Consider the following 24054-nt stretch of genomic DNA (forward strand, 5'->3'; position numbering starts at 1 on the left):
CGCGGTGGGTGTGCGCCCCGCCCTGCGCCCGTACCTGCTGATCGTGCCCGCCCTGCTGCTCACCTGCGGGATCCTCTACCCGTTCGGGCTCGGCCTCTACTACACGCTGTTCGACTTCTCCGCGAGCAGACCGCGCCCCGACCTCGTGGGGTTCGACAACTACCGGGCGATGTTCGGCGACGGCGCGTTCTGGGACTCGGCGTGGGTGACCGTGCTGTACGCGGTCGGCGCCGCCGCCACCGAGACCGTCCTCGGGGTCTCGGTGGCCCTGCTGCTGCACCGCTCCTCCTGGGTGGGCCGGGTACTGGAGAAGATCCTGATCCTGCCGCTGATGATCGCCCCGGTGATCGCGGCGATCATGTGGAAGCTGATGCTCCAGCCGTCGGTCGGGGTGGTCAACCACCTGCTGCGGCCGTTCGGGCTCGGCGGGGTGCAGTGGACGGACACCCCGGCGGGCGCCCTGCTGTCGTCGATCGCCGTGGACGTGTGGGTGTACACCCCGTTCGTGGCGATCCTCGCCCTGGCCGGTCTGCGGTCGCTGCCCGCCTCCCCGTTCGAGGCGGCGGCCGTGGACGGCGCGGGGTGGTGGTACACGTTCAGGCGGCTGACCCTGCCGATGCTGTGGCCGTACGTACTGGTCGCGGTGATCTTCCGGTTCATGGACTCGCTGAAGGTCTTCGACATCATCTACGCGCTGACCGAGGGCGGTCCGGGCGACTCCACGATGGTCCTCCAGATCCGCGCCTACCTGGAGGCGATCCGCTTCCAGCGGTACTCGTTCGGGATCAGCTACACGATCGTCCTGTGGGCGGTGGTCTATCTGGCGGCGATGGTCCTGGTCCGCCATCTGGGCCGGGTGCAGCGGAAGGCGGCGGAGGCCCGATGACCGGCACGGGAACCGAGGGCGGCGGCGACCGGGGGGCCGGCACGGGAAGGACGCGCGGCCGGGACGGGAGGGCCGGCGAGGGACGCGAGGGCGGCCGGGACCAAGTGGCCGGCGGGCGGCGGAAGCGCGGCCGGGACCGGGTGGTCGGCGGGCGGCGGAAGCGCGGCCGGGATCGGGATCGGGACCGGGTGGCCGGTGGGCGTGGGGCGGGGCGGGTGTGGGGGTGGCTGGCGGACGCGGCCCTGATCGGCTACTTCGTCTTCGCGCTGTTCCCGATCGCCTGGATGCTGATCCTGTCGCTGAAACCGGCCGACCAACTCTTCAGCACCTACTTCTCCTTCACCCCCACCCTCGGCTCCTACCGGACCGTCCTCGGGGACAGCGAGGGCATCCCCTTCGTGCGGTTCTTCGTCAACAGCCTGGTGGTGTCGGTGGGCGCGGTCGCGCTCTCCCTGCTGGTCGGCCTGCCGGCCGCGTACGCCTCGGCGCGCCATCGGTTCAAGGGCTCCGAGAACCTGATGTTCACGCTGCTGTCGTTCCGCTTTGCGCCCGAACTCACCGTGATCATCCCGCTGTTCGTGCTCTACCAGAAGCTCGGCCTGTTCGACACGTACGTCGGCATGATCTGGGTGCTGCAACTGGTCACGCTGCCGCTCATCGTGTGGATCATGCGGTCCTACTTCGCCGACCTGTCACCGGAGTTGGAGCAGGCGGCGCTGCTCGACGGCTACAGCCGCACCCAGGCGTTCTTCAAGGTCGCGCTGCCGCTGGTGAAGCCGGGGGTGGCGGCCGTGTCGCTGCTGGCGTTCATCTTCGCCTGGAACAACTTCGTCTTCCCGCTGATCCTCACGTCGAGCGAGGCGCAGACCGTGACCGTGGGCGCCCTGTCGTTCCTGGGCGGCGACCGCCCCAAGTACAACCTGACGGCCGCCGCCGCGCTGGTCTCCGTCGTCCCGCCGCTGCTGCTCGCCCTCACCATCCAGCGGTATCTGGTGCGGGGGCTGTCGTTCGGGGCGGTGAAGTCATGATCCGGCTGCGCGGGATCACCAAGAGCTACGGCCGCACCAGAGCCCTCGACGGCCTCGAACTCGACGTCGAGGAGGGCGAGTTCTTCTGTCTGCTGGGCCCCTCGGGGGCCGGGAAGACGACCACCCTGAAGACCGTCGCCGGCCTCGAACCGCCGGACGCGGGCACGGTCGAGCTGGACGGCCGTGACCTGGCGGGTGTCGAGCCGTACGACCGGGGTGTCGCGATGTGCTTCGAGAGCTACGCCCTCTACCCGCACCGCTCCGCCTACGACAACCTGGTGTCGCCGCTGCGCTCCCCGCGCCACCGGCTGCCCGCGGCCGAGGCCCGCGCCCGGGTCCGGGAGACCGCCGAACTCCTCGGCATCGCCCAGTTGTTGGACCGTCCGGTGGGCCGGCTCTCCAACGGGCAGCGGCAGCGGGTCGCGCTCGGCCGGGTGCTGGTGCGCCCGGCCCGCGCCTTCCTCCTCGACGAGCCCCTCTCCCACCTCGACGCCAAACTGCGCCAGCAGATGCGGGCCGAGCTGAAGGCGATCGGCTCGGTCCGCCGCACCACCACCCTCTACGTCACCCATGACGCGGTGGAGGCGCTGGCGCTCGGCGACCGGATCGGCGTCATCAGGGACGGCCGGATCGTGCAGACGGGCACCCGCGAGGAGATCTGGTACCGGCCGGCCGACACCGAGGTGGCGCGCGCCTTCGGCCGCCCCCGGATCAACCTGCTGCCCGGCACGCTCACCGAGGACGGCGCGTTCCGCTCGGCGGACGGCGCGGTCGAGCTGCCGGTGCGGGCCGAGGCGCCGCCCGGCACCGAGGTCCTCGCCGGGATCCGCCCCCGCGACCTGTCCCTCACCGCGCCGGGACATGAGCTGACCGGCACGGTGTACGTCACCGAGGTGCTGGGCCGGTCGGTGGAGGTGACCGTCAGGCTCGGCGGCGGGCGCGGCCCGGGAAGCGGCCCGGGAGGTTGCCAGGGGAGGGGCCCGGGAGGGGACCCGCACCTCGACCCGGCGGCCACCGGCCTCTCAGCCCCGGACCTCGCGGCCCCCGCCCCGGCGGGACCGGACGCCTCCCCCGTCCCGCCCACCTCTCCCGAATCCGCCGCCTCTCCGGAATCCGCCGTCTCCTCCGAATCCGCCACCTCCCTCGAATCCTCCGACTTCTCCGTCTCCCCCGACGCGTCCTCCCCGTACGTCTCCCTGGTCGCCCCGCGCGCCGACACGCACGGGCTGCGGCCCGATGATCCGGTACGGCTCACCCTCCGGCCTGAGAACCTGCTGCTGTTCGAGGCCGACCGGCCCCGGCGCCCAGGACGAAGGATCGGGACACGATGAGCGCCGCCCACGCACCCCACCCGCACGGCACGCAGCAGCACGGCACGCCCCCGCAGGTCCCGCACCAGCAGGGGCCCGCCGCCCGCAGGACGGCGCTGGCCGAGCGGGTCCTCGCCGCCGGTTCCGCGACCGCGGCCGAACTCGCCGAGCGGTTCGGGGTGAGCCTGATGACCATCCACCGCGACCTCGACGAACTCGAACGGCAAGGTGTCGTACGGAAGTTCAGGGGCGGGGTGACCGCGCAGCCGTCGGCGGTCTTCGAGTCGAACGTGCAGTACCGGCTGGGGACCATGCGGGCCGCGAAGGAGGCGGTGGCGGGACACGCCCTGCGCCTGGTCGAGCCCGGCATGGCGATCATGCTGGACGACTCCACGACCACCCTGGAGATAGCCAGGCTGCTGCGGCTCGGCGAGATCACCCCGCTGACCGTCGTCACCAACTTCCTCGAGGCCATCAACCTCCTCGCCGACCAGCGGGGCATCCGGCTGCTGGCACTGGGCGGCGACTACGACCCGCTGCACTCGTCGTTCCTCGGGGTGTCCTGCGTGGAGGCGGTGCAGTCGCTGCGGGTCGACGTCTGCTTCGCGTCGACGTCGGCCGTGCACGGCGGCTACGCCTACCACCAGGAGCAGCACATCGTGTCCGTGAAGCGGGCGATGCTCGACTCGGCCGCCCGCCGGGTGCTGCTCATCGACCACACGAAGCTCGCCAGGCCCGCCCTGCACCGGGTCGCCCCGCTCTCCCGTTTCGATCTGCTGCTGGTCGACGACGGGGCGTCGCCCGAGGCGCTGCGGGACCTGGACGAGCACCAGGTCCGCTACGAGGTGTGCCCGACGAAGGGTGACGATGACCGAGCTGGAGCTACGTGACCTGCGCAAGACCTACCGGGCGCGCGGGCGCCCGCCGGTGGACGCGGTGCGCGGCCTCGACCTGGGGCTGCGCTCCGGTGAACTCCTCGGCCTGCTGGGCCCTTCGGGGTGCGGCAAGTCAACCACCCTGCGGATGATCGCCGGTCTGGAGACGGTGACCGGCGGGGACATCCTGGTCGGCGGCGCGTCGGTGACCGACCGGCCCGCGAGGCGGCGCAACATCGGGGTGGCGTTCGAGAACTACGCCCTCTACCCGCCGCTCACGGTCCGCGAGAACCTCGCCTTCGGGCTGCGGGCCCGCCGCCGGGCCGACCGGGGCGACCGGGGAGACGTGGAGCGCAAGGTCGCCCGGATCGCCGAGCGGGTCGGTCTGACCGCCGTCCTCGACGCCCGTCCCGCCGCCCTCTCCAGCGGGCAGAAGCAGCGGGTCTCGCTTGCCAGGGCGCTGGTCAGGGAGCCGGACGTGCTCCTTCTCGACGAGCCGCTCTCCCATCTCGACGCCGCCCAACGGGACACCACACGGCGTGAGTTGAAGCGCATCCAGCGCGACCTCGGGCACACCGCCATCCTCGTCACGCACGACCAGGAGGAGGCCCTCTCGCTCGCCGACCGGATCGCGGTGATGCGGGACGGCGTGATCGAGCAGCTCGGCACGCCCTACGAGGTCTACGACCACCCCGCGACCGTCTTCGTGGCGGACTTCGTCGGCGAACCGGCGATCAACCTGCTGCCCGCCACCACCGGCCCGGACGGCCGGGCCAGGCTCTCCGCCGAGGTCCTGCTGCCGCTGCCGGTCCCGCTGCCGGCCGGGCGGGAGATCATCGTCGGCGTCCGCCCCGAGGACATCGCGCTGACCGGCGGCGACGGCATCCCGGCCCGCGTCCTCGCCCATGAGCCGCTCCTCGAATCGGGTCTGGCCACCCTCACCCTGGACGGCGTCACGGACCCCGTCGTCGCCCTCACCGAACCCGGCACCCGGCTCGCCCACGACGCCCTCGTGCGGGTGACCGCCGACCCCCGCCTGACCCATGTCTTCGACGCCGAGACGGGAGTCTCCCTGCGATGAACACCCCCGTACGCGTGGTGGCCGCCGGCGACCACTTCGTCCTGCCCGCCCTGATCACTCGGGCGTTGACAGCCGAACTCCCCGAACCACCGCCCGATGTGCGGGAGTTGATGCTCGGCTGGCCGCTCGAACCGTTCGGCCCGGTGGCCGAGGTGCGGGAGGCGAGCGACGCCGAGAACCCGCTGATCGACGCCCTGTCGGACGGCCGCGAGGTGCTGGTCACCCAGATGGCGCCGGTCACCGAGCGGGTCCTCGCCGCCTCGCCCGGCCTGCGGCTCGTCGTGGTCTGCCGGGGCGGCCCGGTCAACGTCAACCTGGACGCGGCGCAACTCCACGACGTGCGCGTCTGCTACGCGCCCGGCCGCAACGCCGCCGCCACCGCCGAGTTCACCGTCGGACTGCTCCTCGCGGCGCTGCGGCGCATCCCGCAGGCCCACGATCTCCTGGCCGGGCAGCGCAGTTGGCAGGGCGCGACCTACTACACCCACGAACACAGCGGCCTGGAACTGGAGGATCTTCCGGTCGGGCTGATCGGCTACGGCGCGGTCGGCAGCCGGGTGGCCCGCGCGCTCGCCGCGTTCGGCGCCCAGGTGATGGTGTACGACCCGTACGCCCGGGGCGAGATCCACGGGCTGCGGATGCCGACCCTCGACGCCCTGCTGCGCCGCTCCCGGGTCATCACCCTGCACGCCCGCCTCACCCCGGAGACGCGGGGCCTGATCGGCGCCCGTGAGCTGGCGCTGCTGCCGCGCGGCGCGGTCCTGGTGAACGCGGCCCGCGGTCCCCTCGTCGACGAGGAGGCGCTCTGCGACGCGCTGGCCGACGGGACCCTGTCGGCGGCGGCCCTCGACACCTTCGCGCGGGAGCCGCTGCCCGCCGGGTCCCGGCTGTTCGGGCTGGCCGACCGGGTCGTCCTCACCCCCCATCTGGGCGGCGCGAGCCAGGCGGTGGCGGAGAAGGCGGCGCGGATCGCGGCGGCGGAGGTGGGCCGCTGGGCCCGGGGCGAACCGCCCGCGCACGCCCTGTGCTGACCCCCGCCACCGGCGACCCCGAGGAGAGCCACGCCGTGTTCATCGGTATCGACGTAGGAACATCCACCGTGAAGGCCGCCGCCTTCGACACCGCCGGCACCGAACTCGCCGTCGAGGCACGGCAGATCACCCTCTCGCTCGACGAGGGTGTGGTGGAGCAGGACATGGACGAGGTGTACGCGGCCGTCGTCGCCGTCCTCGACGCGCTCACCGCCCGGCTCCCCGGGCCCGTCGAACTGGCCGGACTCACCGGGCAGGGCGACGGCGTCTGGCTGGTGGACGCCGCGGGGCGCCCGGTGCGGGCCGCCGCCTCCTGGATGGACGGGCGGGCCCACGCCCTCGTCGACCGGTGGCTGGCGGACGGGACCTTCGAGGCGGTGTTCCGGCGGACCGGCGGCGCCTTGTTCCCGGGCAGCCCGGGACCGCTCCTCGCCTGGCTCGACCGGCACGAACCGGCCGCCCTCGACGCGGCGTCGGCCGCCCTGTGCTGCAAGGACATGGTGTTCGGGCGGCTCACCGGCGCCCCCGCCGGCACCGACGTCTCGGACGCCTCGATGCCGTTCCTCGACCCGCGCACCCGGGCCTACGACGACGGCGTCGTCGAACTCCTCGGCCTCACCCACCGCAGGGCGCTGCTCGCGCCGGTCGGCGACCCGATCAGCACGGGCGAGGCGCGCGGTGAGGGGCTGCCGGCCGGCACCCGGCTCGCCAACGGCCCCTACGACCTGCCGGCCTGCGCGCTGGGCGCGGGGGTGCGGGCGCCCGGCGACGGGCTGCTGATCGTCGGGACGTGTCTGGCGAGCCTGGTCGCCACCACCGACCTCGATCTGAGCGGCGAACCCGCGGGCCTGTACATCTCGACCGACCGTCCCGGCCACCGGCTGCGCGCGATGCCCGCGATGGTCGGGACGGCGGCGCTCGACTGGGTGCTGTCGACGACGGGCGTCGCGCACGAGGAGGTCGACGCGCTGCTGGCCGCGACCCCGCCCGGCGCGCACGGCGTCAGGGTGCTGCCGTACTTCGCGCCGTCCGGTGAGCGGGCGCCGTTCGTGGAGCCCGGTCTGCGGGCCGAACTCAGCGGTGTGTCGCTGGAGTCGACGAAGGGCGACCTGATCCGGGCGACCTGCGAGGGCATCGGCTACGCGGCCCGGCACTGTCTGGAGGCGGCCGGTCTGACCGGCTCGCTCGCGGTCTGCGGCGGCGGCACCCGCAGCCCCGCCTGGATGCGGCTGCTCGCCGACGTCCTGGGCCGTCCGCTGCGGGTGGTGGAGGGCGAAGTCGGGGCGCGGGGCGCGGTGCTGGCGGCGGCCGAGCGGTACGGGACCGCGCTGGACACGGCGCGCTGGACCCGTCCGACGGCGGTGGTGGAACCGGACCCCGCGCGGGCGGCGCACTACACGGCGGGCTACGCGGCCCATCTCGCCCGCCTGGCGACGGCCCGCGAGCACGCCCGTGACCACGCCTGAATTCACTTGTACGGAGAGCGAGTTCTCTTGTCTGGAGGGTGAGTTGCCTTGCCCGGAGAGGAAGTTCGCATGCGCACCGATCGTCGTTCCCTGCTGCTGGCGGCCGCCGCCGTCCCGCTGTGCGCGTCAGCGCCCGCCGCCGTCGCCGCGTCCGGAGCCCCGACGGCCGGGCGGCCCCTGGTCGTCGGGCACCGGGGCGCGGCCGGATGGCGGCCCGAGCACACGGTGGCCGCGTACACCTACGGCGTGCAGACCGGCGCCGACTGGATCGAACCCGACCTGGTGCCGACCCGCGACCACGTCCTGGTCGTCCGGCACGAGAACGACATCTCGCAGACCACGGACGTGGCCTCGCACCCGGAGTTCGCGGGGCGCAGGACCACGAAGACGGTGGACGGGCGGCCGGTGACCGGTTGGTTCACCGAGGACTTCACGCTGGCGGAGCTGAAGACGCTGCGCGCGGTGGAGCGGCTGCCGGGCGTCCGGGACCGCAACACCGTCTTCGACGGCAGGCAGCGGGTGCTCACCTTCCAGGAGGTGATCGATCTGGCGCGGCGGCTGTCGCGGACCTATGGGCGGACCGTCGCCGTCTTCCCCGAGACCAAGCACCCCACGTACTTCCGCTCGATCGGGCTGCCGCTGGAGCGGAAGCTGGCCGAGGCGGTGCGGCGCAACCGGCTGGGGCCGCGCGAGTGCGTGGTGCAGTCCTTCGAGCCGACGAGTCTGCGGCGGGTGGCGGCCGAGCGGCTCGGGCTGCCGCTGTGGCAGGCGCTCGGCACCTCGGGCGGGCCCTACGACCTGGTGGCGGCGGGCGATCCGACGACGTACGCGGAGCTGATGACCCCGGCGGGCCTCGCCGGGATCGCCCGGTACGCCGACTGGATCGGGCCGGACAAGTCGTCGCTGGTGCCGGTCGGCGCGGACGGCCGGCTCGGGACGCCCACCACGCTGCTGGCCGACGCGCACGCGGCGGGGCTGCGGGTGGGCCCGTACACCTTCCGCGCGGAGAACCAGTTCCTGCCCGCCGACTTCCGGCGCGGGGCCGGACCGGACGACTTCGGTGACGCGTTCGCCGAGTACGCGCTGTACTACCGGCTGGGCGTGGACGCGGTGGTGACGGACTTCCCCGACCTGGCGGCGCTGGCCCGCGACGACCACGCGGGGCGGTGACGGCGGACGGGCCGCCGGCACCGCCGTGGCGGGGTCAGAGGTTGCTGAAGTCCGGGCCCTTGGTGCGGGTGCGCTTCAGCTCGTAGAAGCCGGGGACCGAGGCGACCGCGAGGGTGCCGTCCCAGAGGCGGGCGGCCTGCTCGCCCTGCGGGGCGGGGGTGACGACCGGGCCGAAGAAGGCGACCTGCTCGCCGTCCGCGCCGGGCACCGCGATCACGGGGGTGCCGACCTCCTGGCCGACGAGGTCGATGCCCTCCTTGTGTGAGGCGCGCAGCTCGGACTCGAACTCGAAGTCCTCCTGCTCGGCGTAGTCGATCAGGTCGGCGGGGAGTCCGGCGTCCGCGAGGGCGCCCGCGATGGCGTCGAGGGTGGGGCCCTCGCCGTTGTTGTGGAAGCGGGTGCCGAGCGCGGTGTACAGCGGGCCGAGGACGTCGGCGCCGTGCTTCTGCCAGGCGGCGGTGGCCACCCTGACCGGCTTCCACGCCTTGGTGGCGAGCATGTCCCGGTACTCCTCGGGCAGCTCGTCGACCCGGTCCTCGTTCAGGACGGCCAGGCTCATGATGTGCCAGCGGATCTCGATGTCACGGACCTTCTCCACCTCGAGCACCCACCGGGAGGTCATCCACGCCCAGGGGCAGAGCGGATCGAACCAGAAGTCGACGGGGGTCTTCACGGAGGTGGTCGCGTTCTCGGACATGGCTCTCCTCGGGAACGAAGGCGTCTGCACAGCGTCGTCTCCTGTCGGAACACCGTCCGGCGCTCACCCCATTCCCGGGTACCCGCTGTCAGGGGCGCATGGCAGGATCGGTCCTGTCCGAACCTTGTCCCTCCACCCCACCACCCAGAGGAAGTGCCGCCCGTGCCCGGTGAGAATCTGTCCCGTGACGAGGCCCGGGAGCGGGCCGCGCTGCTCTCCGTCGACGGCTACGAGGTCTCCCTCGACCTGCGCTCGGCGGTGGGCGACGACGCCGGGGAGGGGCCGCGCACGTTCCGCTCCCTGACCACGATCCGCTTCCGCTGCAACGAACCGGGCGCGGCGAGCTTCGCCGACCTGATCGCACCGAGCGTGACGGCCCTGTCGCTGAACGGACGCGACCTCGACCCGGGCGCGGTCTTCGACGGCACCCGCATCCTCCTGGAGGACCTGGCCGCGGAGAACGAGCTGGTGGTGGACGCGCGCTGCGCCTACTCCCGCACCGGCGAGGGCATGCACCGCTTCGTCGACCCGGAGGACGGCGAGGTCTACCTGTACACGCAGTACGAGCCGGCCGACGCCCGGCGGGTCTTCGCCAACTTCGAGCAGCCCGACCTGAAGGCCCCCTACCGCTTCGAGGTGCGGGCGCCGGAGGGGTGGACGGTCTGGTCGAACGGCGTGGGCACGCAGACCGACGGCGTGTGGCGGTTCGCGGAGACCAAGCCGATCTCGACGTACATCACCTGCGTGGTGGCGGGCCCGTACCACTGGGTGACGGACTCCTACGAGCGGACGCTCCCGGACGGCAGCCGCCTCGAGATCCCGCTCGGCGCGCTGTGCCGCAAGGGCCTGGCGCCCCACTTCGACGCCGACGACATCTTCCTCGTCACCAAGCAGGGCCTGGACTTCTTCCACGAGCACTTCGACTTCCCGTACCCGTTCGGGAAGTACGACCAGGCGTTCGTGCCCGAGTACAACCTCGGCGCGATGGAGAACCCGGGCCTGGTCACGTTCCGCGAGGAGTACATCTTCCGCGGGAAGGTGACACGGTCGTCGTACGAGAGCCGGGCCAACGTCATCCTGCACGAGATGGCCCACATGTGGTTCGGCGACCTGGTCACCATGGAGTGGTGGGACGACCTGTGGCTCAAGGAGTCGTTCGCCGACTTCATGGGCGCGTTCGCGCTGGTCGGCGCGACCCGTTTCGAGGACGGCTGGATCACCTTCGCCAACCGCCGCAAGGCGTGGGCGTACCGCGCCGACCAGCTCCCCTCCACGCACCCGGTCACGGCGGACATCCGCGACCTCCAGGACGCCAAGCTCAACTTCGACGGCATCACCTACGCCAAGGGCGCGAGCGTCCTCAAGCAGCTCGTGGCGTACGTCGGCCAGGACGCGTTCCTGGAGGGCGCGCGCCGCTACTTCAAGCGGCACGCGTACGGCAACACGCGCCTGTCTGACCTGCTGGCGGTGCTGGCGGAGACCAGCGGGCGCGACATGGGCGGCTGGGCGCGGTCCTGGCTCCAGACGGCCGGCGTCAACGCGCTCACCCCGCAGGTCGTGCTGGACGCGGACGGCCGGATCGGTGAGCTGGCGGTGCTCCAGGAGGCCGCCGAGTCGCACCCCGAGCTGCGCCCGCACCGGGTGGCGATCGGCCTGTACCGGGTCGAGGACGGCGCGCTGGTGCGGTACGCGCGCACCGAGACGGACGTCGACGGCCCGCGGACGGTGGTGGCGGAGCTGGCCGGACAGCCGGCGCCCGAGCTGGTCCTGGTCAACGACGACGACCTCACGTACTGCAAGACCCGCTTCGACGCGACGTCGCTCGCCACCCTGCGCGACCACCTCGGTTCGATGAAGGACCCGCTGGCCCGCGCCCTGTGCTGGTCGGCGCTGTGGAACATGACGCGGGACGCGCTGCTGAGCGCGCCGGACTTCATCGACCTGGTGACGCGGTTCGCGCGCCGGGAGAGCGACATCGGCGTGCTCCAGATGCTGCACGCGTGGGCCGATTCGGCGCTGGTCAACTACGCGCCGCCGGCCTGGCGCGAGACCGGCGGGAAGCTGCTGACGGAGATCGCGCTGCGGGACCTGCGGGCCGCCGGGCCCGGCAGCGAGCAGCAGTTGGCGTGGGCGCGGTTCTACGCGTCGGTGGCGTCGGCGCCGCAGGAGCTGGCGCTCCTCACGGCCCTGCTCGACGGCACCGAGAAGATCGACGGGCTCGATGTCGACCAGGAGCTGCGGTGGGTGTTCCTGGAGCCGCTGGCGTCGCACGGGCTGGCCGACGAGCGGACCCTCGCGGCGGAACTGGCGCGTGACGACACGGCGTCCGGCAAGCGCCACCAGGTGCGCTGTCTCGCCGCGCGGCCGTCGGCGGCGGTCAAGGCGCAGGCGTGGGCGCAGGTGGTGGAGTCGGAGGCGCTCTCCAACGCGCTGGTGGAGGCGACGATCGCGGGCTTCGCGCAGCCGTCGCAGCGGGAGTTGACGGCTCCGTACACGGAGAAGTACTTCGCGGCGATCGAGGACGTGTGGTCGCGGCGCTCCATCCAGATCGGGATGGACGTGGTGCGGGGCCTGTTCCCGTCGCACCCGACGCCGAAGGACGCGCGTGCCACGCTGGCGGCGACGGACGCGTGGCTGACGTCCCACGAGCAGGCGGCCCCGGCGCTGCGCAGGCTGGTCATCGAGGCACGCGACGACCTGGCACGGGCACTGCGGGCCCAGGAGGCGACGGAACTCTGAGCCGGGGCCCGGGGCTTGGGGCTTGGGCGGGAGTCCGGGGCCTGGGCTGGGGTCCGGGGCCTGGGCTGGGGTCCGGGGCCTGGGGACGGTGGTGAGCGGCGTGGCCGGTTTCGGAGCCTGGGCGGCGGTGAGCGGGGGTCCGGGGCCTGGGCGGCAGTGAGCGGCGTGGCCGGTTCCGGGTCGGTTCCGCGCCGACCCCTGGCCAACGCTTAAGCCACCGGTAGCCGTTACCGAATCCGGTCATTCGCTCCCGTAACCCCTGGTCCACCCCGAAAGGACCAGGGGTTTTCGGTGCCTACTCGGCATCCGCCCGCGCACCCTTTAGCCCCTCCTTGTCCGTATGTGTCGACGAGCGTGTAACAGCGGTTACTTCGCGATTCGGACGCGGCATACCGGCTCCATGACCCAGAAACTCCCCCCGCCGCCCCCCGTCCCCCCGCGCCCCGCCCGCCACCTCTCCGGGGCGCGCCGAAGGGTTCTGACGGCGGCTCAGCTCCGGGCCCGCGGCATCCCGCCCGCCGAGGCCAACGCGCGGTGCCGGCCGGGCGGCCCCTGGCAGCGGCTCCTGCCGGGCGTGTTCCTGCTCCGCCCGGGGCCGCCGACCGCCGAGGAGCGGCTGCACGCGGTGCTGCTGTACGCGGCGAAGGAGCAGCCGCCCGGCGTGCCGGCGCAGCCCGCGGCCGGTCCGCCGCACCGCGCGCTGTACCCGGAGGCCCAGATCACCGGCCTCGCGGCGCTCTCCCTGCACGGGTTCGGCAGCGCGCCCGCCCTGCTCTCCCTCACCCGGATCGACGTGCTGGTGCCGCGCAGGCGGCGGCTGCGCTCAACGGAGCTGGCCCGGGTGGTCCGCGCCGCGCAGCCGCCGACTCCCCTCCAGCGGGCGGGAGTTCCCGTCGCGCCGGTACCGCGGGCCCTCGCGGACGCGGTGGCGGACCTGTCAGGCACCAGCGCGGGCGCGGAGACCGTACGGCTGCTGCTGACCGAGGCGGTGCGCGGCGGCCACTGCGAACCGGCGGCGGTGGTGCGGGAGTTGACGGCGGCGAAGCTGCTGGGCCGGCCGCATGTGGTGGACGCGGTGGAGTCGCTGCTCGCGGAGGGCCGTTCCGTCGCCGAGGACCGTCTCTACCGGATGGTCAGGGAGTTCGGCCTGCCCGACCCGGTCTGGAACGTCGACCTGCGGATGCCAGGCGGCCCGCACCTGGGCGGCCTGGACGCGTACTGGCCCGACCAGGCGGTCGCGGTCGAACTCGACACCCGCGCACCGCGCCAGGACGAGGACGCCCTCTGGTCGGAGCACGCCAGGAAGAGGGAGCATCTGGAGCGGCTGGGGATCACCGTCGTCCATGTGACACCGAGGAAGCTCCGCGAGGCGATGGACCAGCAGGCGACGATCGTCCGCACCGCCCTGATGGCGGCCGACGACCGTGATCCGGCCGCGTATGTCGTGGTGCTGCCCCGGTAGTGACGGACGGGGGCGGCACCAGGAGGGGAGAGGAGGGGACCGCCGGGCCGGCGGTCCCCTCCTCAGCTCGCCGCGGGCTCGCGGCGCGCGTCGAGCCCGAACTTCTCCCGGGCGGCCGGGGTGACGGGGGTGAAGAGGTTCACGAGGTTGCCGTCGGGGTCGCGCAGGAGCAGGGAGCGGTTGCCCCAGGGCATCGTGGTGGGCCCGGCGACCCGCTCGGTGCCGGTCAGCTCGCCGTGCGCGCGGTCCACGTCGTCGACGAGGAACTCGACGATCACGCTGTGGTTGTCCGCCGGGCGTGCCGAGCCGGGGGCGAACAGCGGGACGGTGCGGACACCCGCGACGGCCAGGGTGGCGCCGGGCGTGACGATCTCGGCGAAGTCCTCGGTGGCCCAGGCCGCCGGTACCCCGGTGACCCGCTCGTAGAAGGCGACGAGACGGGCGACGTCGGCGGTGATCACGCGGACGGAGACGAAGTTCATGGTGTCCTCCCGGACGGCAACGGTGACGCCGTGGTGGCGCCGTGCTCCGCAGGCTAGGACGGATACCGGACAGAATCGGTCCGGTATCGACGTTAGCCTTGGACCATGTCCCGCCCCACCGGCCGCGTGCTGACCCTCCTCGACCTCCTCCAGTCCGGGGGCGTCCGCACCGTCGCCGAACTCGCCGAGCGGCTCGGCGTCGACGGCAGGACCGTGCGCAGGTACGTGGACCAGCTGATCGACCTCGACATCCCGGTGGAGACGGTGCGCGGCCGCTACGGCGGCTACCGGCTCGGCTCCGGATACCGGCTGCCGCCGCTCATGTTCAGCGACGACGAGGCGCTCGCCGTCCTGCTCGGCCTGCTCGCCGGCCGCCGCGCCGGCCTGACGACGGCGGCGGAGACGGCGAGCGAGACGGCCGCCGCCAAGATCCGCAGGGTGCTGCCCGCGCACGTCGCGCGCACGCTGGACACCGTCCTCGACTCCCTCTCCCTCACGGAGGGGCCCGGCGGCCCGCCGCGCCCGGACGCCGAGATCCTGCTCACCGTCGCCGACGCGGTCCGCCACCACCGTCCGCTGTCGATCCGGTACACCGACCGCGAGGGCCGCCGCGGCGAACGGCTGCTGCACGCGTACGGGATCGTCGCGCACGCGGGCCGGTGGTACGTCACCGGCACGGACCCGGGGATCGGCGAGGACCGCACGTTCCGGCTCGACCGGGTCACCGGCGCGCGCCCGCTGCCGGGTTCGTTCGAGGTCCCGGCCGGACTCGACCCGGCGGACCGGCTGCTCGCCGGGTTCGCCACCGCCGCCTACCGCCACGAGGTGACCCTGCGCGTCCACGGCACGCCCGAGCACGTCCGCTCCCGGCTCCCGGCGAGCGTCGCGCGCGTCGAGGAGACCGGCGAGGGACGGGACCGGGCGGGCGGGCGCTGGCTGCGGGTCGAGCTGCGCGCGGAGCGCCTCGACTGGCTGCCCCCGCTCCTCGCCGCGCTCGACCGCCCGTTCGTCGTCGAACGCCCCGACGAACTGCGCCACGAGGTGACGGCCTTCGCGGAACGGTTCGCGAGACGGGCACGGGGGGACGACGGGACGGACGACGGCGAGTGAGCCCTGCGCGCGGCGCGGCTCGGTTCCGTTCGGCGCGGCCCGGTTCCGTTCGGTGCGGCCCGGCTCGGCCCGGCTCGGCTCGGCTCGGCTCGGCTCTCAGGCGCTTATCCGCCGAGCCCCGGGCGGAGGCCGTCGCGGACGTCGTGGACCACGCGGTCGAGCAGGTCCGCGTAGGCCGCGATCATCCTCGTCCTGCTGAAGCGCTCGCGGCTCGCCGTCAGCGCGCCGGTCAGGGCCGCCCGGTCGGCCACCGCAGCCGACCAGGCGAAGGCGATCGCGTCGGGGTCGGGAGGCGTCACGAGACCCAGCCCCGAGACGATCGACGCGCTGTCGCCGACGTCCGTGGTGACCGGGACGGCGCCGCACATCATGCCCTCGACGAGACAGAGCGGCGCGGCCTCGCCCCAGGACGAGGTGAGCGCGACGACATCGGCGGCCGCGTACACGGCCTCCATGTCCTGGCGCACCCCCAGCAGGTGCACGCGGCTCGCCAGGGCGCGGTCGGCGCCGAACACCGACGCGAGCTGCGCGGCCAGCCCCGCGTTGGCCGCCGTCATGCCCGCCCCGCACATCACGACGTGCCCGCGCCCCTCCCTGGCCAGCCACGAGCGGGCCGACCGCAGGAACAGCGGCACGTTCTTCATCGCGTCCCAGCGGGCCGCGAAGACGACCACGGGGGCCGTCGACGGGACGCCGAGCGCCGACCGCACCGCCAGTCGGCGGGCCGGATCGGGGCGGAACCTCAGCAGGTCGACACCGTTCGGTATGACGTGCAGCAGCGCCTCGGGGACACCGGCCGCCGCGTACGCGTCCCGTGTCGACTCGGCGCAGCAGACGCAGGCGGCCACCGTGCCGTCGGCGATGGCCGACTTCAGCTCGTCCAGGGCCCCGCCCTGGTTCTCCGGGTCGGAGCGGTGCAGGCAGACCACGACGGGACGGCGCGGCAGCCCCGCCTGGTTGAGCAGCCGCAGCGGCTGCTCCTTGAGGGACAGGATGACGTCGGCGTCCGCGGTCGCCCGCGCCGTGTCGGCGAGTTCGGGACCGGTGAACGGCGCCGGGCCACCGCCGTCCCGCGCGCTGCGGCCCAGGGACGTGACCGTGATCCCGGCGCCGGTCAGCACCCGGTAGCAGGCGTCGTCCTCCATCCGCTGGCGGGTCGCCTCGCGGTGCACCTCGCCGTGGACGCTCAGCACCCGATGGTGCTGGCCGCCCTCCGCGAGGCCCAGCAGCACATCGCTGTGCACGATCCGGGCGCCCCCGGAGAAGAAACCGTCGTAGACCGACAGAACTCGCAGCCCGTGCCTCGTCCGCACACGACCACCCGCCTCGCACAAGTGAGTAATGAGCCATCCCCGTGAACTGCGGGTTAGGCGATATGAGGCAGCATGGACATTTCGGCGGAATGAACGCGGTGTCTCGCGCTCGGGTCCGGTTGGTTATCCACCGGTCAACAGGCCGGGGCGGCCGTGCGCCGAAGGCGGGCAGCGCGCCGCGCGCGGCTGCGCTACGGTACCGCCGGCCCGACACCCGCCGCGCACGAGAGTGGTGACCATGACCCGCCCCCTGCCCGACCGCGCCCCCGCCGTCTCCCCCGTCCGCCGGTGAGCGCCGACCAGGTGCTCGGACGGCGGGACGACGTCACCGCCGTCCGCGGCACGGAGCGCGCCGTCGCCGCGCTCACCTGGGCCCTCGACGCGCGCGCCGACGACCCGTCGCGCGCCTACCGCGTCACGGCGGACGGCCCCTGGGGCACCTCCGAGGGGCGCGGGTACGACCTCGTCGACGCCCTCGACCGGGTCCGGCGCGCGCTGGAGGGGGCGGGCTGGCTGCTGGCGGTCAACGCGGCCCGTCCCGATGTCGCCCAGAGCGGCATGCTCCGCGACTCAGGGAGCACCCGCGCGTACCTCCTGCGGGAGGGGCGGCGCGGCCGGCGCGAGGAGATGGTGAACCTCTTCGACGACGCCCCGGCGGACGCGGTCACCACCCTGGACGCCCAGCAGGCCGCCCACCGGCGCTGGCTCGACTCCCTCTGACAGCGCGCCAACGCCCTTGACCCCGGGCCCAGTTGATAGGTCCAGAGCATTGGGCCCGCGGTGGGCCCTGGGGCCCTGGGTCGGCACGGCGCCCCGCTCCTAGGCTGCCAGCGCTCGGGGGGAACGACGGACGCGAGCCGTCGTCCGGACGTCGAGCCGGATGCGAGGGCATCATCATGGCCGAGCCACGAACGCCCGCGTCGGTGGGTGCCGTCCATCTCCGGGGCGAGCGGCGAGAGTTGCCGCGGACCCTCGTCGCGGCCCGCGTCCTGCTGCGTCTGATGTTCGCCGTCACGGTGGTGGGCGGCGTCAAGGCGGTCGTCACGATGACCGGCCTGGGGCTGCTGCGGCCGTCACTGATCGTGCTGGCGGCGTACGCCGTCGCCCCGGGCGTTCTCGGCCTGGTGCTGGCACGGCAGTTGTGGACGGGCGGCCGACCGGCCTGGCTCGGCCTGATCAGCGTCCAGGCGGCGCTGGTGGCCGGCAGCGTGGTCAACCTGTACCGGGGATCGCCCCACGGCTTCAGCCAACTCCTCCTCCCGGTGGCTCTGTTGCTCCTCGTCTGCGCGGGCGGCAGCCGCGCCTGGTTCGACCTGCCCGAGGCCGCGCGGGCGCCGCGGCCGCGCGGCTCCGTGGAACGGCTGCGCCGGCTCGCGGTGCCGTCCCTGCCGCATCTGATCCGCTGGCGCCGGGACCGCGGCCAGACGGCCGTCGAGTACCTGGGGCTCATCGCGGTGGTCGTGGCGCTCGTCGGGGCGATGGCCTTCGGCGGGGTGGGCGGCATCGTCGCGGACGGCCTGCGCTCCGCGGTCTGCGAGGTAACGGGGGACGAGGGCTGCCCCGGCGTGGTGACGGCGGGCGGCGAGGGGGACACGGGCGGAGGGACGAGCGGGGGCACGGCGGGCGGTGCGGCCGGGGGCGGCTCGTCGACGGGCGCCACCACGACCAGCGGCGGCACCTCGTCGACCGGCGGCGGCTCCAGCTCGGGCGACTCGACCGACGGCGGCGCGGCCGTGGGCGGCAGCTTCGGCGGGGGGTCGTCGGATGGGGGCTCGTCGGATGGGGGCTCGTCGGGCGGGAGTTCGACCACTGGCGGGAGTTCGACCACTGGCGGGGGTTCTGCCGGCGGGGGTTCTGCCGGCGGGGGTGCCGCGAACGGGGGTGCCGCGAACGGGGGTGCCGCGAACGGGGGTGCCGCGAGCGGAGAGTCCACCGACGGGGGTCGGACTTCGGGAGGCGGCTCCAGCAGCGGTGGGACCTCGACCGACGGCGGGTCCTCCAACGGAGGTTCTTCCATTGGCGGTAGCGCAAGCTCGGGTGGATCGTCGGGCTCAGGAGGGTCCTCGGGCTCGGGAGGATCGTCGGGCTCGGGAGGGTCCTCGGGCCCGGGAGGGTCGAGCAACGGCGGTTCGTCCGGCGGGGGTTCCTCCAGCGGCGGCAGCTCCAGCGGACGCGATTCCAGCGGCGGGCTGATCGTCGGCGGCCTCACCACCGGCGGCTTCATCTACGGCGGCACCTCCGGGTCCGGCGGGTCCAACTCGGGCGGGTCCAACTCAGGCGGCAGCTCCAGCGGAGGCGGCTCCTCAAGCTCCGGGGGCTCAAGTTCCGGCGGAAGCTCAAGCTCGGGTGGGTCCAACAGCTCAGGCGGGTCGTCCAGTTCCGGCGGGTCGAGCAACGGCGGCAACTCCAACGGCGGTTCCTCCAACGGCGGCAACTCCAGCGGAGGCCTCATCGTCGGCGGCCTCACCACCGGCGGCTTCATCTACGGCGGCACCTCCGGGTCCGGCGGGTCCAGCTCGGCCGGGTCCGACTCAGGCGGGTCCAGCTCGGCCGGGTCCGACTCAGGCGGCTCCAGCTCGGGCGGCAGTACCTCGGGCGGTTCCAGTTCCGGTGGTGAGGACCAGCCCGACCCCGACGACAACGACCCGGACCACGAAGACCCCGACGGCAAGGACTGCGGGGAAGGGTCGCCGGTCACGTCGCAGTGGGCGGGTCAGCGTCCCGTCGTCTCCACGGCGGCGTTCCCCACCACGGCACGGGTCTCGACGACGACGGTCCTGATCGCCGGCGCCCGCTCGCGCCCGCTCGCCGTCGACACCCCCGCCGGGCCCCCGGACGACGGCGGCGTCGGTGCGCTGATCGACGCCATGTCCTCGCTCACCCTCTCCGGCTTCGACACCTACGAGGAGGCCGAGGCGGCGGCCGAGGCCGCGTTCGGGGACGGCTCCGACACCGAGATGCAGGACGCGCCGGGCACCGTCGACACCCCGGACCCGCCCCGCACCGGTGAGGACCACCCGGCCGGCACCGCCGACGAGTGCGACCACCCGGGCCCCAACGGCACCACCGACCGGCCGGACCCGCGGGACGTGGCCGCCAACCCCCACATCAACTGGGACGGCATCCCCGACTACGTCGTCGACCGCACCTCGAACGAGCCGCTGTACCGCTCGGACAGCCGCGATCCCTCGGTCATCTTCAACCAGGGGTTCCAGCCGAAGAACCCGGCGGGCGCCGACCTGTGGACCTACGTGCTGACCAACCAGCCGGCGCAGTACGTCTCCACCACCACCTCGGACCACCTCAACTGGGGCCCGCAGTACGTCTACGACATCCGGGCGCCGGGCGGCATCGACATCAACGCCACCTACGGCAGCCACTCCCCCTACCCGGACCAGCAGGAGATCGCCTTCCCCGGCGGGATCAAGCCCGAGTACATCAAGGGCGTGTGGCAGATGAACCCGGACGGCACGCACGGGCAGTACCTCCCCAACCCGAACTACGACCCGGCGGCGGGCGGGAACAACTCACCCCCGGTGGACCCGCCCGACTGGACCGACAGCGACGTCGACATGCCGGACGCCGACGAGCCGCTGCCCAGCAGCCCCGACCCGATGGACATCGACTAGGACCCAAGGGCACGGAGGGTGCCGACTTGCCCCAGGGAATCGCCCGGAAGGCTCGCGGGGCGCGGGCCGCCCGGGTATGTCACAGGCCGTCGACCCGCATGTCACAGGGGCGTCCTCGTCGCCGGCGCGGGCCAACGCACTTCCCGGTGGTGGCTGTCCTACGGGGCGACATCACCCGCTCGCCCCGGCGCAGCGGGACGGACACCGCCCGAGGAGTACCCGTGCACGTCAAGAAGCTCACCGTCGCAGCCGCCGTCGTCGCCGCCGGTCTCTCCCTGACCGCCTGCGGCAGCGGCGGCTCGGGCGGAACCTCCGCCGCGTCCAACGCGTCCAGCGCGTCCGCCGGATCGAGCGCGACGAGCGCGAGCAGCGGGTCGAGCGGGTCCGCGCCGGACGGTTCGTCGGGGGGTTCGTCGGGCGGGTCGTCGGGCGGGTCCAACGCGCACGGCACGCTCTCCGGCGGGAGCCGGTCGGCGTCCTCGACGGCCGGCGGGGCCGCCGGGTCGGCGGGCTCCGCGACGTCCGCCAGGCCCGCCTGTGACGCCGACCATCTCGACCTCGGCGTCTCCCGCACGGGGACCGCGAACGAGATCGCCGTCAGCATGAAGAACACCGCTTCCCGTACCTGCGCCATGCGCGGCTTCCCCGGCGTCCAACTGGTGGGCCCCGACGGGCTCGGCGACCTCGGCCCCGACGCCGCCCGCACGGAGGCGAAGGGCCCCGCGGTCACCCTCGCGCACGGCGAGGAGACCCGGTTCCTGCTGCGCTACCTCCCCGACACCAGCGGCTCGGGCAAGAAGTACACCCGGCTCTCCGTGACCCCGCCGAACGAGCGGGTCTCGGAGATCGTCGACCTCGGCCGGCTCGCCATCACCGTCTCCCCCGAGTCGGGACACGCCCCGGACGTCTACGTCGACCCGGTCGGCTACCACGTCGGCTACGGCAAGTAGCCGCAACCGGTGGCCGCCGGTCAGCCCTTCTTCAGTACGAGTTCGGTGTTGCGGTCGGCCGGGTCGCCGCCCAGCGTGGTGCTGGCGCCGGGGGCGTTGAAGGACAACTCCCGGTAGAGGGCGGCGAGTCCGGTCTGGGAGAGGTCGGCGAAGTCCGTGCGGTGCGGGGCCGCCGACTCGACGAGCGTGGTGAACAGCGAGACCGTGCCGTCCTTGTTGTCCACCACCTCGATGATCCGGGCGAGTTGGGGGAAGTCGACGTGCGAGGCCGTGGAGATCTCCCAGAAGGAGCGGCCGTCGGGCGCCGCGTGCGGGGTGATGTCGTTGCGGTGGATGTGGCCGTTCACCCAGGCGAGGACATTGCGGTGGCTGCCGAGGAGCGCCACGACCTCCTGGCCGTTGTGCCTGCGCTCGGTCGGGCGGGCCGGGTCGGCGTGGCTGGTGTTGGTCATCGTCTTGCTGGTGTGGTGGCTGAAGACGATGACGTGGCCGTCCTTGTTGTCCCGCAGTTGCTTGTCCAGCCACTTCAACTGGGCGGTGCCGATTGACCCTTCGTAGTGGCCGCCCGGGTCGGTGGTGTCGAGGCTGATGCCGACGACGTCGTCCGAGATGCGGAAGGCGTAGTACTGGGTGCCCGCGGCGAGGTTCGCGGAGGAGTAGCCGTGGCCGACCGGGCCGAGGCCGCGGTGGGCCGGGTCCAGGTGCGCCCTGAGGTAGTCGGCCGGGGTGTAGGGGGCGCGGCGTTCGTCGGGGGTGACCGCGCGCATGGAGCGGGTGTGCGCCTTGAGCATGTCGCGGAACGCCTTGCCCTGCGGGTCCTTGCCGCCCTTGATGGCGTTCTGGAGCTTCTTCGCGTCGGCCGCGGGCAGAGCCATCAGCTTCCTGCCGCCGACGGCGTACTCGGCGAGCCAGGAGTCGCCGTGGCCGTAGCAGCCGAGCGGCATCGCGTCGTGGTTGCCGACCGTGGAGTACCAGGGCAGGTTGAGGCCGGGGCTGCGGACCTCGCGGGTGGCGGCGGCGAGGAAGCCCGCCAGGTGCGGGAACCCGGCCTGCTTGTCGGCGTCCCTGACGGTCGAGTCGGGCTGCCAGTACTGCGTGAGCCCGCTGTTCTGGACGCCCTCGTAGTGGCGGGGGTCCCCGGAGCCTGGGGTGATCCGGCCGCCGCTCATGATGGTGAGGAACCAGTCGAGTTCGGTCCTGGCGTTGTTGTCGGTGTTGTCGCCCGTCGTCATCGCGAAGTGCAACGGCGAGCCGGTGACGGGTGCCCCGCGCAGCGCGTTGACCCGCTCGACCAGCGACACCGCGCCCTGCACGGTCAGCGCCTCGTGGGGGCGCCAGGCGTGCCGGTCGGTGGAGCGCAGGTACTCCAGGCGCATCGGGTGCTGGCTGTCGATCAGGTGCAGGTCGGTGAGTTGTACGAACGCGGCGAGCGCGGTGCGGCGGGCGGCGCGGCCGGACTTCGCGGCGGCCAGTTCACCGCGCACCACCCGCTTCCAGCCGGGTCCCTCGCCGAGGCGGCGGTAGCCGGTGGAGGTGCGGGGCGCGGCGACGGCCGCCAGGGTGGTGCCCTTGGTGTAGGGGGCGAGGGGCGCGGCGGGCGCCTTGCGGGACTGGGCCACGACCCGGGTCTCGGCGGTGGTGGCGGCCTGGCTTTCGGTGGGCCGCAGGGCGTAGCCGACGCCCGCGGAGACGGCCGCCGCGCCGGTGGCGGCGAGAACGGTACGACGGTTGATGCCCAGCACGGAGCTGGCGACAGAGCGTGTGCGCGACATGGCGCGGTCTCCCCGAGTGCGAACGCGTCGGCTGTGGTCGCGGGCGATCGCTTCCGCGAACATTCCCGCTCGCTCTGGATGCTTGGCATCGGGGATGACCTGTGCGTGAACGAGGCGGCAACGCGCAACACCGATCACCGTACGTGGATCTTGGGCCACCCTGCGCGTCCACGGCCGCTCCTCGAACGGCCGGGATTCGGTCACTCCGTGTTCATCTGCGGGGGTAGGGAAGCCGTGCGGGGCGGCCCGCGGAGGCGGCTTCCCGCGCGGGCGCGGCCCCTCGGGGCGGCTGTCCCCGGGGCTTCGGCTATCCCTCCGGGTCGGGGTGTGCGAGCCGTCCGGTGGCGGGGCGCTGCCGCCACAGGGCGAGCGCGATGTCGACGGCGTCGGAGCGGTGCAGGTCCGGTACCTCGGCGAGCGGGTGCCAGGCGGCCCGGTCGGTGGAGCCGCCGATCTCGTCGCGCAGGTCGCCGCCGGTGATCCGGCCCTCGTACAGGACGCGCACGGCGTGCCCGTCGACACCGCGGCGGAGGCGGCGGGGCGAGAGGCGGGGCGGGGTGAGCCGGCGGGCGGCGCCGACGCCCAGCAGCGCGGTGACGTCCATGAGGTAGCCGGTCTCCTCCTCGACCTCGCGGCGTACCGCGTCGTAGGGGTCCTCGCCGTGTTCGAGGCCGCCGCCCGGCAGGGTCCACAGGGGCGGTCCGTCGCCCGCGACCCAGCGGGCCATCAGGAGGTGATCGTCGCGGACGCACACGGCGTAGGCCGCCACCCTCAGCTTCTTCCGCATGACAGGACGGTAGACGGCGGCCCCGGCCACCGGGCGGGCAGGGCGCCCTCCGGTGGGGCCTGCGGGATCCGTGGGACGGCCCGTGCGACCGCCCGCGAGATGTCCCGCCGGGCGTCTTTCCGGTCATCTCCCGTGCCCCGCGGTCCGATTGGGCGCATTCGTCCGTAAAGGGGATCGCGGGTTTTCCCCATACGTCCATATCTTTTCGGTCAACACTCGCCAAACAACTGCCTCTTGAGTAAAGCTGAGCGCTCGTCCGACCGGAG

General features: G+C 73.5%; 19 protein-coding genes. 14 read left to right on the plus strand and 5 right to left on the minus strand.

All coding sequences use genetic code 11. The features are described 5' to 3' along the window. Nucleotides 1-4: 4 nt before the first annotated feature. The 8 genes from DDJ31_RS12930 (at nucleotide 5) to DDJ31_RS12970 (ending at nucleotide 8847) form a co-directional block, all read left to right on the plus strand. The gene (locus DDJ31_RS12930) at nucleotides 5-886 is read left to right on the plus strand and encodes a carbohydrate ABC transporter permease (protein WP_127180118.1); all 882 of its coding nucleotides are present in this window, start codon (nucleotides 5-7) and stop codon (nucleotides 884-886) included. After that, nucleotides 883-1914 (plus strand): carbohydrate ABC transporter permease, encoded by a 1032-nt coding sequence (locus tag DDJ31_RS12935; protein ID WP_276319315.1) that lies wholly within the window; start codon nucleotides 883-885, stop codon nucleotides 1912-1914. The genes DDJ31_RS12930 and DDJ31_RS12935 overlap by 4 nt, the downstream gene beginning before the upstream one ends. Beyond that, nucleotides 1911-3245, plus strand: a complete 1335-nt coding sequence (locus DDJ31_RS12940; RefSeq protein ID WP_240678229.1) for an ABC transporter ATP-binding protein — start codon at nucleotides 1911-1913, stop codon at nucleotides 3243-3245. Before DDJ31_RS12935 ends, DDJ31_RS12940 begins: the two co-directional genes overlap by 4 nt. Before the next feature lie 95 nt (nucleotides 3246-3340). Beyond that, nucleotides 3341-4114, plus strand: coding sequence for a DeoR/GlpR family DNA-binding transcription regulator (locus tag DDJ31_RS12950; protein WP_431029232.1), 774 nt, complete (start codon nucleotides 3341-3343; stop codon nucleotides 4112-4114). Next, nucleotides 4092-5180 carry an ABC transporter ATP-binding protein gene (locus tag DDJ31_RS12955; RefSeq protein WP_127180116.1) on the plus strand — a complete coding sequence of 363 codons (1089 nt, stop codon included), beginning with the start codon at nucleotides 4092-4094 and terminating at the stop codon, nucleotides 5178-5180. The genes DDJ31_RS12950 and DDJ31_RS12955 overlap by 23 nt, the downstream gene beginning before the upstream one ends. Next, nucleotides 5177-6211, plus strand: coding sequence for a 2-hydroxyacid dehydrogenase (locus tag DDJ31_RS12960; RefSeq protein WP_127180115.1), 1035 nt, complete (start codon nucleotides 5177-5179; stop codon nucleotides 6209-6211). Before DDJ31_RS12955 ends, DDJ31_RS12960 begins: the two co-directional genes overlap by 4 nt. A gap of 35 nt (nucleotides 6212-6246) precedes the next feature. After that, nucleotides 6247-7677 carry an FGGY-family carbohydrate kinase gene (locus tag DDJ31_RS12965; protein ID WP_127182828.1) on the plus strand — a complete coding sequence of 477 codons (1431 nt, stop codon included), beginning with the start codon at nucleotides 6247-6249 and terminating at the stop codon, nucleotides 7675-7677. 69 nt (nucleotides 7678-7746) lie between these two features. Continuing rightward, nucleotides 7747-8847, plus strand: a complete 1101-nt coding sequence (locus DDJ31_RS12970; RefSeq protein WP_127180114.1) for a glycerophosphodiester phosphodiesterase — start codon at nucleotides 7747-7749, stop codon at nucleotides 8845-8847. A 34-nt stretch (nucleotides 8848-8881) separates the two neighbouring features. On the opposite strand, the gene DDJ31_RS12975 is transcribed toward DDJ31_RS12970, so the two are convergent. Next, nucleotides 8882-9544, minus strand: coding sequence for a mycothiol-dependent nitroreductase Rv2466c family protein (locus tag DDJ31_RS12975; RefSeq protein ID WP_127180113.1), 663 nt, complete (start codon nucleotides 9542-9544; stop codon nucleotides 8882-8884). Nucleotides 9545-9706: 162 nt separating this feature from the next. Here DDJ31_RS12975 and pepN point away from each other — a divergent pair, with 162 nt between their 5' ends. After that, entirely contained in the window at nucleotides 9707-12283 is a 2577-nt protein-coding gene (pepN, locus tag DDJ31_RS12980; RefSeq protein ID WP_127180112.1) for an aminopeptidase N, read from the plus strand. Nucleotides 12284-12683: 400 nt separating this feature from the next. Beyond that, nucleotides 12684-13745 (plus strand): hypothetical protein, encoded by a 1062-nt coding sequence (locus DDJ31_RS12985; RefSeq protein WP_127180111.1) that lies wholly within the window; start codon nucleotides 12684-12686, stop codon nucleotides 13743-13745. A gap of 62 nt (nucleotides 13746-13807) precedes the next feature. On the opposite strand, the gene DDJ31_RS12990 is transcribed toward DDJ31_RS12985, so the two are convergent. Next, nucleotides 13808-14227: a VOC family protein gene (locus DDJ31_RS12990; protein ID WP_127180110.1), complete on the minus strand. Its 420-nt coding sequence runs from the start codon at nucleotides 14225-14227 to the stop codon at nucleotides 13808-13810. 105 nt (nucleotides 14228-14332) lie between these two features. Between DDJ31_RS12990 and DDJ31_RS12995 the strand changes: the two genes are divergently transcribed. Next, nucleotides 14333-15337: a helix-turn-helix transcriptional regulator gene (locus DDJ31_RS12995; protein ID WP_127180109.1), complete on the plus strand. Its 1005-nt coding sequence runs from the start codon at nucleotides 14333-14335 to the stop codon at nucleotides 15335-15337. Nucleotides 15338-15441: 104 nt separating this feature from the next. On the opposite strand, the gene DDJ31_RS13000 is transcribed toward DDJ31_RS12995, so the two are convergent. Further along, the gene (locus tag DDJ31_RS13000) at nucleotides 15442-16650 is read right to left on the minus strand and encodes a glycosyltransferase (RefSeq protein ID WP_127180108.1); all 1209 of its coding nucleotides are present in this window, start codon (nucleotides 16648-16650) and stop codon (nucleotides 15442-15444) included. 288 nt (nucleotides 16651-16938) lie between these two features. On the opposite strand from DDJ31_RS13000, the gene DDJ31_RS13005 reads away from it, so the two are divergent. The 3 genes from DDJ31_RS13005 (at nucleotide 16939) to DDJ31_RS13015 (ending at nucleotide 21229) form a co-directional block, all read left to right on the plus strand. Next, the gene (locus DDJ31_RS13005) at nucleotides 16939-17370 is read left to right on the plus strand and encodes a hypothetical protein (RefSeq protein ID WP_127180107.1); all 432 of its coding nucleotides are present in this window, start codon (nucleotides 16939-16941) and stop codon (nucleotides 17368-17370) included. A 176-nt stretch (nucleotides 17371-17546) separates the two neighbouring features. Beyond that, nucleotides 17547-20279 carry a scabin-related ADP-ribosyltransferase gene (locus tag DDJ31_RS13010; protein WP_164784978.1) on the plus strand — a complete coding sequence of 911 codons (2733 nt, stop codon included), beginning with the start codon at nucleotides 17547-17549 and terminating at the stop codon, nucleotides 20277-20279. A gap of 221 nt (nucleotides 20280-20500) precedes the next feature. Beyond that, nucleotides 20501-21229, plus strand: a complete 729-nt coding sequence (locus DDJ31_RS13015; RefSeq protein WP_127180106.1) for a DUF4232 domain-containing protein — start codon at nucleotides 20501-20503, stop codon at nucleotides 21227-21229. Between the two features lie 20 nt (nucleotides 21230-21249). On the opposite strand, the gene DDJ31_RS13020 is transcribed toward DDJ31_RS13015, so the two are convergent. Both DDJ31_RS13020 and DDJ31_RS13025 read right to left on the minus strand, forming a co-directional pair. Next, on the minus strand, nucleotides 21250-23001 hold the full coding sequence (locus DDJ31_RS13020) for a TIGR03767 family metallophosphoesterase (protein ID WP_127180105.1): 1752 nt from the start codon (nucleotides 22999-23001) through the stop codon (nucleotides 21250-21252). Between the two features lie 307 nt (nucleotides 23002-23308). Further along, nucleotides 23309-23788 carry an NUDIX hydrolase gene (locus DDJ31_RS13025; RefSeq protein WP_127180104.1) on the minus strand — a complete coding sequence of 160 codons (480 nt, stop codon included), beginning with the start codon at nucleotides 23786-23788 and terminating at the stop codon, nucleotides 23309-23311. Nucleotides 23789-24054 lie beyond the last annotated feature (266 nt).

The organism is Streptomyces griseoviridis, from assembly GCF_005222485.1.
GTDB lineage: Bacteria > Actinomycetota > Actinomycetes > Streptomycetales > Streptomycetaceae > Streptomyces > Streptomyces hintoniae.

Bases quoted from the DNA above. Each gene is read 5' to 3' on its own strand.
- DDJ31_RS12935 (WP_276319315.1), top strand. From the start codon at position 883: ATGACCGGCACGGGAACCGAGGGCGGCGGCGACCGGGGGGCCGGCACG.
- DDJ31_RS12940 (WP_240678229.1), top strand. From the start codon at position 1,911: ATGATCCGGCTGCGCGGGATCACCAAGAGCTACGGCCGCACCAGAGCC.
- DDJ31_RS12955 (WP_127180116.1), top strand. From the start codon at position 4,092: ATGACCGAGCTGGAGCTACGTGACCTGCGCAAGACCTACCGGGCGCGC.
- DDJ31_RS12960 (WP_127180115.1), top strand. From the start codon at position 5,177: ATGAACACCCCCGTACGCGTGGTGGCCGCCGGCGACCACTTCGTCCTG.
- DDJ31_RS12970 (WP_127180114.1), top strand. From the start codon at position 7,747: ATGCGCACCGATCGTCGTTCCCTGCTGCTGGCGGCCGCCGCCGTCCCG.
- DDJ31_RS12975 (WP_127180113.1), bottom strand. From the start codon at position 9,544: ATGTCCGAGAACGCGACCACCTCCGTGAAGACCCCCGTCGACTTCTGG.
- DDJ31_RS12985 (WP_127180111.1), top strand. From the start codon at position 12,684: ATGACCCAGAAACTCCCCCCGCCGCCCCCCGTCCCCCCGCGCCCCGCC.
- DDJ31_RS12990 (WP_127180110.1), bottom strand. From the start codon at position 14,227: ATGAACTTCGTCTCCGTCCGCGTGATCACCGCCGACGTCGCCCGTCTC.
- DDJ31_RS12995 (WP_127180109.1), top strand. From the start codon at position 14,333: ATGTCCCGCCCCACCGGCCGCGTGCTGACCCTCCTCGACCTCCTCCAG.
- DDJ31_RS13010 (WP_164784978.1), top strand. From the start codon at position 17,547: ATGGCCGAGCCACGAACGCCCGCGTCGGTGGGTGCCGTCCATCTCCGG.
- DDJ31_RS13020 (WP_127180105.1), bottom strand. From the start codon at position 23,001: ATGTCGCGCACACGCTCTGTCGCCAGCTCCGTGCTGGGCATCAACCGT.
- DDJ31_RS13025 (WP_127180104.1), bottom strand. From the start codon at position 23,788: ATGCGGAAGAAGCTGAGGGTGGCGGCCTACGCCGTGTGCGTCCGCGAC.